This is a genomic window from Kineococcus rubinsiae, assembly GCF_011839805.1.
In the GTDB taxonomy this organism is placed as follows: Bacteria; Actinomycetota; Actinomycetes; order Actinomycetales; family Kineococcaceae; genus Kineococcus; species Kineococcus rubinsiae.
The window spans coordinates 173065-184953 of record NZ_VWPY01000003.1 but is presented as its reverse complement, the minus strand read 5'-3'; the positions used below and the strand labels follow the sequence as shown (position 1 = coordinate 184953).

Here is an 11889-nt window from a genome sequence, read left to right as displayed (position 1 = left end):
GAGGCGATCATCCGCAGCGCCGCGGGCCACGTGTTCTGCCCCAGGTGCGCGCCCAGGACGTTGAGCTCCTTGTCGTCGCTGATGATCGACCAGTCCACGCTCACCGGGTCCTTGAACACGCTGTACTCGACGTAGGTGCCCTGCTTGCGCAGCAGGTTCAGCCCCTGCGACACCGCCGAGGGGTGACCGGTGCCCTCGATGTACACGTCGGCGCCGTAGCCCCCGGTCATCTCCTTGATGATCTCCACCGCGTCCTGCTCGGCGATGTTGATCGTCAGGTCCGCCCCGCACTTGCTCGCCAGCGCCAGCTTCGAGGGCAGCGCGTCCAGGGCGATGACCTTCGCGGGGAACTTCGCCGCCGCCCCGGGGGTGCGGCGCTTGAACCCGAACATGTCGTGTGGCTGGCACATGTGGTACTGCCCGCGGTCGCAGTAGCGGCAGTTCCAGCACGGCACGATCTGCTCGGCCACGACCCGGTCACCCTCGACGACCCCCCACCGGGCGGACGCCTCGGCGTCGATCTCGACGATGCGGCCGGTGAACTCGTGACCGGGGCTGGTCATCGTCTCCGCCCACGCGGGACGGTTCTCGTCGCCCCAGAACTTCGCCGCCCCGTGGTAGCACTTCAGGTCCGAGGCGCAGATCCCGACGGCCTCGACCTTCAGCAGGGCCTGACCCGGACCCGCGGTCGGGACCGGGATCTCCTCCAAGCGGTAGTCGTGGGGACCGTGCACCACGACAGCCTTCATCGTGCTCGTCATGACTGCTCCTTCGCAGACGGCGCTCTGGCGCTCCGAACGCTAGGGGCGTTCCGCACACTTGTCCAGCACATCTGTGCAACAGTGTGGCCGCGATGAGGCACCGACGCCTCGTAGGGTGAGCGGATCCCGAGAGGAGGCCGTCGTGGCCCTCAGTCCGTCCGGCGCGCGGTTCCCCGCATCGCTGCTGCACACCGCCGCGACGCTCTACTACCTGCAGGACGCCACGCAGGCCGAGGTCGCCGAGCGCCTCGGCACCAGCCGCGCCACCGTGAGCCGCCTGCTGCGCGAGGCGCGGGCCCGCGGCATCGTCCGCATCGAGGTCGTCGCCCCCAGCGAGCAGGACTCCTCCGACCTCGCCGAGCGGCTGCGCGAGCAGCTCGGCCTGCAGCGCGTGCACCTGTCCGCGGCCGGGGCGCCGGGCCACGTGCCCGACGCGGTGTCCCCCGTCCTGGCCGAGGCCCTCGCCGGCGTGGGCCTCGTGCGCGACGACGTGCTGCTGGTGTCCTCGGGCCGCACGGTCTACGAGGTCGCGCAGCGGGGCCTGCCCTCGCTGCCGGGGGTGCTGGTCGCCCCCATGGTCGGCGGGCAGGACGAACCCGAGGCCTGGTACCAGACCAACGAGATCACCCGGCAGGTCGCGGTCGGCATCGGCGGGGTGCCGAAGTTCCTCTTCGCGCCCGCCATGCCCGGGGAGGACCTGCGCGCCAGCCTCGTCACCGACCCCTCGATCCAGCGCGTGTTCGACCTGTGGAGCCGCGCCCGCTGCGCCGTCATGGGGGTCGGTGCGCCGCCCCTGCTGCGGGAGTCGATCCCGGGGTTCGTGCCCACGGGCGAGGAACCCCTGCGCCGGGCCGTCGGCGACGTCGTCAGCCGGTTCTACGACGCCGACGGGGTCGAGGTCCTCTACGACGGCGCCCAGCGGCTCATCGCCACCCCGCTGGAGACGATCCGCACCATCCCCACCACCATCGCCGTCGCCTACGGCGCGCAGAAGGTCCCGAGCATCGTGGCCGGCGCGCGCGGCGGGTACTTCAACCACCTCGTCACCGACCCGTCCACGGCCGCGCTCCTCGTCGCGACGACCGCGGACGCCCCGATCTCCCCGGAGGACACCTGATGCCCACCTCGTCGTCCAGCCCGTCGTCCAGCGCGCCGTCCACCCCGTTCAGCCTCGCCGGGCGCCGCGCCCTCGTGACCGGTGCGTCGCAGGGCATCGGGGCCGACGTCGTCCACGGGCTCGCGGCCGCGGGCGCCGACGTCGTCCTCACCGGGCGCCACCGCACCCCGCTCGAGGCGCTCGCGGCGGACGTCGAGCGCGCCCACGGCGTGCGCACCGCCGTCGTCGTGGCGGACCTGTCCTCGGCCGCGGAGACGGAGCAGCTCGCCGATCAGGCGCTGGTGCCCTTCGGCGGGCTGGACGTCCTCGTGGGCAACGCGGGGATCTCGCACCCGCAGGCGGTCGTCGACGTCGACGCCGACACGTGGGACGCCGTGATGGCGGTGAACCTGCGCGCGCCCGCGCTGCTGGGTTCGCGCGTCGGGCGGGCCATGGCCGCGGCCGGCGGCGGCAGCATCGTCATGGTCGCCTCGGTCGCGGGCTCGCTCGCCCTGGCCGAGCACTACAGCTACTGCGCCAGCAAGGCCGCGCTCATCATGGCCACGAAGGTGCTGGCGCTGGAGCTCGGGCCGGCCGGGGTGCGCGCGAACGTCGTGAGTCCGACCGTGGTCATGACCGAGATGGGGCAGCGGGTCTGGGGCGAGGCGGAGAAGGCGGCGCCGATGCTGAGCCGGATCCCGCTGGGCCACTTCGCCCTGCCGCCGGACGTCGCGAACGCCGTGGTGTTCCTCGCCTCCGACGCCTCGGCCATGGTCAACGGCCAGGACCTCCGCCTCGACGGCGGGTTCTCCGCCGCCTGACCCGCAGCCGCCTGAGCGACGGGGTTCAGGCGGTGGCCGTGCCGCGACCGGCCTCGAGCCGGGCCAGCGTCTCCGCGCCGATCGCGGCGAGGTCCGCGAGCTGGTCGGGCCGCGGGTCCAGCGGCGCGTCGTCGAGGACGCACAGCGCCCCGATCGCGTGCCCGTCGACGGTGATGAGGGGAACCCCCGCGTAGCTGACGATGCCGCCGGGCTGCACGAGCGGGTTCGCCCGCTGCAGCACGTCGACGGTCGCGTCCTCGATGACGTAGGCCTCGCGCCGGCGCACCGTCGTCGCGCAGAAGGCCCACTCGACGGGGGTCCCCCCGGCCTCGAGCGGCCACCCCTCGAGCTGGTGGCTGCCGACGTAGCTCTGCGCGCCCTCGGTCAGGAGCGTCACGAGCCCGAGCCGGGTCCCGAGCCGCTCGGAGGCGCGGCGGGCCGCCGTGTCGAGGATCCCCCGGTTCGCCTCGGAGAACAGGTCGAGCGCCGCGATGGCGGCGATCCGCCGGTCGTCGGGCATCCGGCTGCGCACCAGCTGGGCCGCGGAGCGGAACCCCGGGTCGTAGGGCCGGGACGGCACGCCGGCCGCCGCCTCCTGGTCCGCGAGCAGCTTGTAGCTGAGGACCCGCACCCGGAAGTCGCGGCCCGCGACCCCCACGGCGGCGGGCTGGGCGACCATGGCCGCCGCGAGGTCCTCGGCCTGCGCCACGGTCAGCAGGTGGACCCCGGTGGACAGGCCCGCGGCGGCGCAGACCTCCACCCAGACCCGGTCGACGATTCGGCCGTCCGCGTGGGCCGCGTGGCCGAGCACCCGGCGGGCGTCGTCCCCGGTGGGGGCGGAGAGCCCGTGCAGCGGCAGGCGCGGCAGGGGCGTGGCGGCGGTGGTCATGGTGTCCTCATCGACGGTTCTAGAAGGGGGCTTGAGCCCTCAGACCCGCGCGCCCGGGGCGTGACGCGGGGCGCGGCTCCCGGGGGCCGTCTCGGCCTGGACCCGGCGGGCGAGGGCCGGCAGGTCGAGGTCGGGCAGCAGCTCCCGGCCGCCGCCCACGCCGATGAGTGCCGCCGAGCGCAGGGCCTGCGCCGAGGCGCGCACGGGCGGGCGCGGGGCCGGTGCGCCGTCCGGCCCGGCCTCCTGCCACGTGAGGGAGTCGATGCCCCGCAGCGTGTCCACGACGAAGGCGACCTGCTCCCCGTCGACCTCGACCAGCAGCAGGCACGTGGAGGCGGTGGGCGCGGTGCGCGGCAGGCCGAGGATCGCGGGCAGGTGCAGGACGGGGACGGCGGCACGCCGGTGCACGAGGACGCCGAGCACGTGCTCGCCGACGTGCGTCGGCGTCCACGCGGGCGGGTAGGGGAGGATCTCCGCCACCTGGTCCAGGCGCGAGGCGACGTCGACGCCGACCGAGTACGTCAGGTACGCGGGGGCGGTGCGCGAGGCCACGGCCGCCGCGGCCCCGTCGCGCGCCCCGCCGTCGGCGGCCCCCGCCAGCAGGGTGTTCACGGACGCGTAGGTCACGAGGTCCGGCTCGGCGCGCAGCGCGTCCCCGTCGACGACGAGGCACTGCCCGCGGCCCGCGACGTCGACGATCCCGGTCAGCAGGTCGGGGCGGCCCACGGAGAACCGCGGGACCGGCAGGACGTCGTCGGTGGGGACGCGGACGATGTCGAGCACCGCGGAGACGGCCAGGACGACGTAGCCGGAGCCGAGGTCGAGCACGACCCCCGCCCCCGACTCGGGGCCCGCCGGGAGGCCGCCCAGCCCCAGCACGGCCAGCGGGTCGAGCACGGCCACCTCGCGGCCGGCGAAGTCGGTGACCCCCCGGCACGAGGCCCCGGCCAGGACGGACGGGCGCGCCGCGGCGCCGGCGAGCGTGGTGTGCACGACGTCCACGTCGAGGGCGAGGACCTGCGGGCCGCACTGCAGCAGCGTCAGCGTGCGGCGCGTCGCCGACGAGCGCAGCTCCGCGGTGCGCTCGGCGACCGCGGCGTCGTCGACGGCCTCCCCGACCTCGACGGTCGGCACGCCCGGCAGCGCCAGGACGGCCCCGACGTCGAGGACGCTGAGGACCGCGTCGCTGCCGGCGTCGCGGACGGTGTGCGAGAACAGCAGGACGGTCCCGGCGGCGCGCACGGCGCGGCGGGCCGCGAGGCCGATCTCGCCGATGCCCCGGACGGCGTCGGCGAGCAGCCCCAGCTGCCGCTCCCCGTCGGAGACGATGACGACGACCTGGTCGAGCAGGCGCTGCGTGGGCGTGCCGAGCACGGGCCGCAGGTCCAGGACGGGCAGCGGCACGCCGCGCAGGACCATCGCGCCCAGCAGGCCGGGTGCGCGGACCGGGAGGTCGGTGAACTCCGCCGGGGCCGGGACGACCTCGCGCAGCGCCGACAGCGGCAGCGCGACGTCGACCCCGGCCATCGACAGCAGCCCGCAGACGACGTGCCCCCCGCCGGTCGCGCAGTCGGTCGCCCCGTCGGGCACCTCGCCGGCCGCGGCCGGGTCAGGCACCGTGGTGGTCCGCGATCTGGGAGATCAGCTGGTTCACCGTCTCCGACGTCTCCTGCTGCACCCGGGTCCGGTCGGAGATCGTGCGGATCGCGTCGTTCGTCTTGGCGACGCTGGTGACGATCCGCTCGAAGGCCTGCTCCGCGCGCTTGGACACCTGCGCGCCCTGCGCGACGCGGTCCTCGGACTCCTCGATGAGCTTGCCGATCTGCTGCGCCGCCTCGGCGGAGCGCTCGGCGAGCTTGCGGACCTCGCCGGCGACGATCGAGAAGCCGACGCCGTGGTCGCCGGCCCGGGCGGCCTCGATGGAGGCGTTGAAGGCCAGGAGGTTCGTCTGGTTCGCGATCTCGCCCATGACCCGGACGATCTTGCTGATGGACGACGACGAGCGCTGGATGAGGTCGATGGCCTCCAGCGCCGCGCGCAGCGCCTCGACGCCCTGCTCGGCGTTCGCGTGGGTCTCGTGCGCCAGCTCGGTGGCCATCCCGGAGCTCTTCGCGATGTCGCTCGTCGAACCCACGAGCCCGCGGACCGAGACGGTCATGTCGGCGGTGCTGCGGGCGACGCGGCTCTCGCGCTCGACCGAGTCCGTGATGTCGTAGGCGTACTTGACGACCTTGACGACCTGCCCCTTGAGGTCCAGGACGGGGTTGTAGGAGGCCTGGATGTAGACGTCGCGACCGAACTTGCCGACGCGGTGGAAGCGGCCGCTGATGACCTCCCCCTTGCCCAGGCGCATCCAGAAGTCGCGGTACTCCGCGGACCGGGTGTAGTCCGGGGGGCAGAGGGTGCTGTGGTGCTGGCCGACGAGCTCGCGGCCCGAGTAGCCGACGCACCGGAGGAAGTTCTCGTTGGCGTCCAGGACGACGCCGTCGAGGTCGAACTCGATGACGGCCTGCGACCGGTCGACGGCCGTCATCCGGCTGGCGACCTCCGCGGTGGCCAGCTTCGTCGCCGTGACGTCGGTGGCGAACTTGACCACCTTCAGCGGTGCCCCCTCCGAGTCCAGGATGGGGTTGTAGGTGGCCTGCAGCCACACCGCGCGGCCGGACTTGGCGACGCGCTCGAACTCCCCGGCGCAGTAGAGCCCGGCGCCGAGCTGCTCCCAGAAGGTGGCGTACGCGTCGGAGGCGGCGTGCGCCGGGTCGCAGAACATGCGGTGGTGCTTGCCGACGACCTCGGCGAGGGTGTACCCCATCACGGCCAGGAAGTTGGCGTTGGCGGTGAGGACGTGCCCCTTGAGGTCGAACTCGATGACGGCCTGGGCGCGGTCGACGGCGGCGACCTTGCCGATGAACTCGGCGTTGGCGATCTTGGCGGCGGTGACGTCGGACGCGAACTTCACGACGCGCTCGACGCGGCCCTCGGCGTCGAACACGGGGTTGTACGTCGCCCGCAGCCAGAGCTCGCGCCCGTCGCGGCCGAAGCGCTTGTACTCGCCGGCCTCGTACTCCCCCGCGCCGAGGCGGTCCCAGAAGTCCTGGTAGGCGGCCGACGCCACGAGCTCCTCGCTGCAGAAGATGCGGTGGTGCTTGCCGACGATCTCGGGCAGCGTGTACCCGACGACGTCGAGGAAGTTCTTGTTGGCCGTGATGATGCGGCCCTCGCGGCTGAACTCGATGACGGCCTGGGACCGCTCGATCGCGTTGACCTTGCTCACCTGCTCCGCGGCCCGGACGGTCGACTCCGTGACGTCGCTCGCGATCTTCACGATCTTCAGGACGGTCCCGTCCACGTCCAGGACGGGGTTGTAGGTGGCGTTCAGCCACACCTCGCGGCGGTCCTTGGTGAGGCGCTTGAACTCCCCGGCGACGTACTCGCCGGCCCCCAGCCGCTCCCAGAAGAGGCGGTACTCCTCCGACGCGGCGTGGGCGGCGTCGCAGAAGGCGCGGTGGTGGCGGCCGACGACCTCGGCCAGCCCGTACCCCATCAGGTCCAGGAAGTTCCGGTTGGCGGTGAGCACCCGGCCCTCGAGGTCGAACTCGATCACGGCCTGCGCGCGGTCCACCGCGGCCGCGGTGCCCCGGGCGAGGGCGGCGTCGCGCTCGGACGACGTGACGTCGACGGCGTTCAGGAGCACCCCGCCGGTCTCCGGCAGGACGTGCAGCTCGGCGTGCAGCAGGCGGGTGCCGCCCTCGGCGGCGAGCCGCAGGCGGAGGCTCACGGGCTCCCCGGACGCGGCCACGGCCACCTCGGCGGCCAGGTCGCGGCCGCTCGTCGTGCTCAGCAGCGCGGCGGCACCGTCGGCGACGACGTCCGCCCGGGGGCGCCCCGCCACGCGGCAGAAGGCCTCGTTGGCCTCCCGCACGGCGAGGTCGGCGGGATCGAGCACCAGGACGAGCTGCTCGCGCAGCGCGATCTCGCCGAGGCGCTCGGCGATGGCCTGTTCCGCGGGCGCACCGGGCACCGGGTTCGCGGGACGGGGGTCTGCCATGACGGGGCTCCTCGAGGACGAGCGGCGGTGCTGTGCACGGAGGGCCGCTGGTGGACCCACCTCCACCATCGACCGCCACCCGCCGGTCCTGAACGTCCCGGGTCGGCCGGCCCGCGCGGGGTCAGTCGTGGACGACGACGGTGCGCAGGCCGCGGGCGGCCCGCAGGTCGTCCAGCGCCGAGCCGATCTCGTCGAGGGCGACGGTGCGCCCGACGAGGTCGCCGAGCGGCAGGGCGCCGGCGAGGTGGGCCCGGGCGAGGCGGGGGAAGTCGACCTGGGCGATCGAGGAGCCGTAGTTGCAGCCGAGGATCCGCTTGCCCGCGTCGGCGAGGTCGAAGGGCCGCAGCCGCACGGTCGTGTCGTAGGCCGTCATCCCCACGAGGACGGCGGCGCCGCCGGGGGCGACGAGGTCGGGCAGGCCCTCGATGGTGGAGGCGCGGCCGATGCACTCGAAGGCGAACTCGGCGCCGCGGCCGGTGAGCTCGCGGACGGCCGCGGGCAGGTCCTCGACGTCGCCGCGCACGAGGTGCTGGGCGCCGAAGCGCCCCGCGGTGGCGAGGCGCTCGTCGGAGAGGTCGACGGCGATGACCGGTCCCGCCCCGACGAGGTGCAGGCCCATGACGGCGGCGAGGCCGACCCCGCCGCAGCCCACGACGACGGCCGACTGACCGGCGCGCACCCCCGCGGTGTTCACGACCGCGCCGACCCCGGTGGCGACGGAGCACCCGATGAGCGCGGCGACCTCGAAGGGGACCTCGCGGGGGACCCGCACGACGGCCGACTCCCCCACGACGACCTCGGAGGCGAACGCCCCGAGGCCGAGGAACGGGGCCACGGGGTTCGCGTCGAGGTCCGTGGACGGCACCGACCCGTCGGGCAGGCGGTTCTCCAGCGACCGGGTCCGCGAGCACGTCCACGGCCGGCCCTGGGCGCAGTCGGCGCAGCGCCGGCACGGGGCGAACCAGGACAGCACGACGTGGTCGCCGACCTCGAGGTCGAGGACCCCCGCGCCGGTCTCGGTGACCACCCCGGCGCCCTCGTGGCCGAGGACGAGGGGTTCCTCCGCCGGCCAGTCCCCGTCGACGACGTGCAGGTCGGAGTGGCAGACCCCGCTGGCCCGGACGGCGACCCGGACCTGGCCCGGGGCGAGCGCGTCCGGGGTGCGGACCTCGCGCACGACGACGCCGGCGGCCCCGGGTTCCAGGACGGCGGCGCGCACGACGCTCACGCCCCGCCTCCGAGGTCGGCGAGGGTGTCCTCGCTGCGGGTGATGGCGGCCTGCTCCTGCCGCGGGTCGAGGCTGCGCGAGAGCAGCAGGTAGACGACCCCCGGCACGACGAGCCCCACGACGACGGCGACGTCCACGCCGCCGAGCGCGTCGGCCACCGGCCCGGAGAACACGTCGGCGACGTGGATGAACGGGAGTTCCGCGACGATCCCGACGCCGTAGGCGACGAGCCCCCGCCGCCCCCAGCGCCCGTAGATGCCGTCGGGCGTGAACAGGTCGGCGATCGCGTAGTGGCTGCGGCGCACGAAGAAGTAGTCGACGAGGTTCACCGCCGTCCACGGCGCGAGCAGGTACAGCATGATGAGCAGGGCGTTGTTCACGGCCGCGCTGGCGTCGCTCAGGCCGATCGCCACGACGGTCCACACGACCGCGAGCACGAGGATCGCGACGACGCGCACGGAGCGCGTCCGCGGCACCGGGCGCACGGAGTCGACCGCGGTGACCAGGGAGAGCATGCCGCTGTAGGCGTTCAGGCCCATGGTGGCCACCAGCGCCAGGACGGCGAGCAGCGTGAGGATGCTGCCGAACGCGGGGACGACCTCGTTGCCGGCGTCGTGCAGGCCGACGAGCGCGTCGGTCGCCCCGAGGTTCGTGGCGAACCAGGCGCCGAGCGGGATCAGCCAGGCCGGCGAGGCGGCCGCACCCCAGAACACCGAGCCGATGATCTTCGCGGGGGCGGTGTCCTCCGGCAGGTAGCGGGAGTAGTCCGACACGTAGGGCGCGTAGGTGATGTTGTAGCTCGCCGCGACGGTGAACATGATGACGAACCCCGTGCCGGAGAACCCGCCGGGGTCCGCGGGCGCGGTCCCCCCCGCGGCGCCCGCGAGCACGCCGATCGTCAGCACCAGCCAGAACGGCAGCGAGATCCAGAACAGCACCTTGAAGGCGAGGTGCAGCCAGTCGTGGCCGAAGATCGCCAGCGCCGTGGCGATGACGCTGATGACGATCCCCACCAGCACCGGGCTCCACCCGAACAGGCCCTGCAGGCCCGAGCCGATGATGACGGTGTCGACGATGTTGAACGCGACGAACGTGACGAGGGAGCCGACGAGCGGGACGAGCACGCCGCTGTAGCCGAACTGCGCGCGCGACTGCACCATCTGCGGCAGCCCGAGCCGGGCGCCCTGCGTGGCGTGGAACGCCATGAACAGGGTGCCGAAGAGGATCCCGGCGATGCCCGCCACGGCCGTCCAGCCCAGGGAGAGGCCGACGCTCGGCCCGACCAGCCCGATGGCCAGCGTGAACGGCTGGAAGTTGCCCATGAACCAGAACGGCCCCTGCAGGCCCACCCTGCCGTGGCGCTCGGAGGTGGGGACCCAGTCCAGGGACCGGGCCTCGACCAGCGGGGTCCGCGGGGCCGGGGCCGGGGCCGGCCCACCGGAGGACGGGCTGACGGGCGTCATGCTCACTCCCTCGTGTCGGGTGACGTCACGCGCTGCCGCGCGGTCCCACGCTCCCGCAGCCCGAACACGCGGTCAACCCCGGTTTATCGCCCGAAACCGACAGTTAACAACCCGGCACGTCTGCCGTAGCGTGGCGCGCTCCCCGACCGGGAGGACCCCCATGACGCCGCCGCCGGCAGCACCGCGCACCACCCCCTCCGACACCGCCCCCTCCGACATCGAGCTGGCCGCCGCAGCCGAGCGCCTCGTCGCCGCCTTCGCCACGGGCGACCTCGACGCCTACTTCGCGAGCTTCGCTCCCGATGCGACGTTCGTCTTCCACAGCACGGCGGAGGTCCTGACCTCGGTCGCGGCCTACCGCGCGCTGTGGGCGCGCTGGGTGGCCGAGGACGGCTTCACGGTCCTGGCCTGCACGAGCAGCGAGCAGCACTGGCAGGAGGAGGGGGGTTCCGCGGTGCTCGTGCACCGGGTCGCGACCACCACCCGCGCCGGCGGGGTCGTCTCCTCCACCGACGAGCGGGAGTCCATCGTCTTCACCCGGCGCGAGGGCCGCTGGCTCGCCGTCCACGAGCACCTCTCGGAGCACCCCGCCGCCGGGGCGGACGCCTGACGGGGGTCAAGGACCCGATCCGGGGACAGTAGGCCCGACACAGGTCAAGGGCGGGGTTCACAACGACACGCTGAGCACGCCTTTGGGTTCAGTTCCTTGCACCGTTTACTGATTCCGGGTAGTGTCTGCGCCATGAGCGAGCAGGATGACGCACTGCATGACCTCGGCGAGTCTCTCGTCCTCGAGGGGCTGCGCTGGGCGGCTGCGTCTAGCGCCAACCGGGTCCTCAGCGACTACGACGCTGAGACCGGTCACGATCAGGGTTGGCTGGGGTACTCCCACCACAAGCTTATGAAGGACCGCATGGATCGGGTCTTTTCGTGCGGCAAGTACGCCGCTCCGTCAGTCGACGAGTCAGCGGCTGGCCTCGACGTGGTCGGAGCCGGGCTGAGCCAGGAGGATCTGCGCGCCATGCCGCAGCTGGCGTCTGACTTAGTTGTCAGGGAGGACCTCAACGGCTCGCCGGGGTGGCGCTTCGGGGAGTGGCGATGGCTGCTTGCCTCCTTCCGCCACGGTGAGGCCCACCGCATTCAATGGACTAGGAAGAGTTTGACCAAGCAGCGCGTGGCAGCACAGCGGAACCCGGACCAGCTGGCGTTCGACGACGAGCAACTGGGCATCGCCGAGCTGACGGACGTGTTCGCCAGCCTGTCGCAGTTGACCGCCGTGCCCAGCACGACACTGGTCCTAGGGCATGCTCTCGATCCGTTCAACGGAGGCGTACAGCTCCCTCTCGGTCGGCCTCGGCTGAATCCCGGCGGCACTGAACCGTGGTACTGGATGAAGGACCTCGTCGACGACTGGCAGCCGGGCGGCCGAGGTCGCGTCGGCAGCACTGGGTCGAACCCCAGTGGATCGGGTGGGCCTGACCTGCCGGACGCCCCTATTCGTCTGCGCAGGCGCAACATGAGTGCGAGCGGCGGCGACAGCGACCAGTGATCCAGAGGTCTGCGTCGCCCGACCGAGTTGGCGA

10 protein-coding genes are annotated in these 11889 nt (G+C 73.5%); 4 read left to right on the top strand and 6 right to left on the bottom strand.

Annotated elements, in window-relative coordinates; all coding sequences use genetic code 11:
* A partial coding sequence (locus F1544_RS03840; RefSeq protein ID WP_167582259.1) for a zinc-binding dehydrogenase occupies positions 1–761 on the bottom strand: 761 nt, incomplete at its 3' end.
* Positions 762–903: 142 nt separating this feature from the next.
* Here F1544_RS03840 and F1544_RS03835 point away from each other — a divergent pair.
* Positions 904–1878: a sugar-binding transcriptional regulator gene (locus F1544_RS03835; RefSeq protein WP_308469862.1), complete on the top strand. Its 975-nt coding sequence runs from the start codon at positions 904–906 to the stop codon at positions 1876–1878.
* Positions 1878–2678 carry an SDR family NAD(P)-dependent oxidoreductase gene (locus tag F1544_RS03830; RefSeq protein WP_167582255.1) on the top strand — a complete coding sequence of 267 codons (801 nt, stop codon included), beginning with the start codon at positions 1878–1880 and terminating at the stop codon, positions 2676–2678. Before F1544_RS03835 ends, F1544_RS03830 begins: the two co-directional genes overlap by 1 nt.
* A 25-nt stretch (positions 2679–2703) precedes the next feature.
* Here the strand turns inward: F1544_RS03830 and F1544_RS03825 are convergent, their stop codons facing one another.
* From F1544_RS03825 to F1544_RS03805, 5 genes are all read right to left on the bottom strand, one after another.
* Entirely contained in the window at positions 2704–3567 is an 864-nt protein-coding gene (locus tag F1544_RS03825) for a GAF domain-containing protein (protein ID WP_167582253.1), read from the bottom strand.
* Between the two features lie 39 nt (positions 3568–3606).
* Positions 3607–5184: a chemotaxis protein CheW gene (locus F1544_RS03820; protein ID WP_208971238.1), complete on the bottom strand. Its 1578-nt coding sequence runs from the start codon at positions 5182–5184 to the stop codon at positions 3607–3609.
* Positions 5177–7615, bottom strand: coding sequence for a methyl-accepting chemotaxis protein (locus F1544_RS03815; RefSeq protein ID WP_167582251.1), 2439 nt, complete (start codon positions 7613–7615; stop codon positions 5177–5179). The genes F1544_RS03820 and F1544_RS03815 overlap by 8 nt, the downstream gene beginning before the upstream one ends.
* A 121-nt stretch (positions 7616–7736) precedes the next feature.
* Positions 7737–8843: an alcohol dehydrogenase catalytic domain-containing protein gene (locus F1544_RS03810; protein WP_167582249.1), complete on the bottom strand. Its 1107-nt coding sequence runs from the start codon at positions 8841–8843 to the stop codon at positions 7737–7739.
* Positions 8840–10306 (bottom strand): purine-cytosine permease family protein, encoded by a 1467-nt coding sequence (locus F1544_RS03805; protein WP_167582247.1) that lies wholly within the window; start codon positions 10304–10306, stop codon positions 8840–8842. Before F1544_RS03805 ends, F1544_RS03810 begins: the two co-directional genes overlap by 4 nt.
* A gap of 160 nt (positions 10307–10466) precedes the next feature.
* Here F1544_RS03805 and F1544_RS03800 point away from each other — a divergent pair, with 160 nt between their 5' ends.
* Positions 10467–10916, top strand: a complete 450-nt coding sequence (locus F1544_RS03800) for a YybH family protein (protein ID WP_167582245.1) — start codon at positions 10467–10469, stop codon at positions 10914–10916.
* 132 nt (positions 10917–11048) lie between these two features.
* Complete coding sequence (locus tag F1544_RS03795; RefSeq protein ID WP_167582243.1) at positions 11049–11855, top strand: hypothetical protein; 807 nt, start codon at positions 11049–11051, stop codon at positions 11853–11855.
* Positions 11856–11889: the final 34 nt, after the last annotated feature.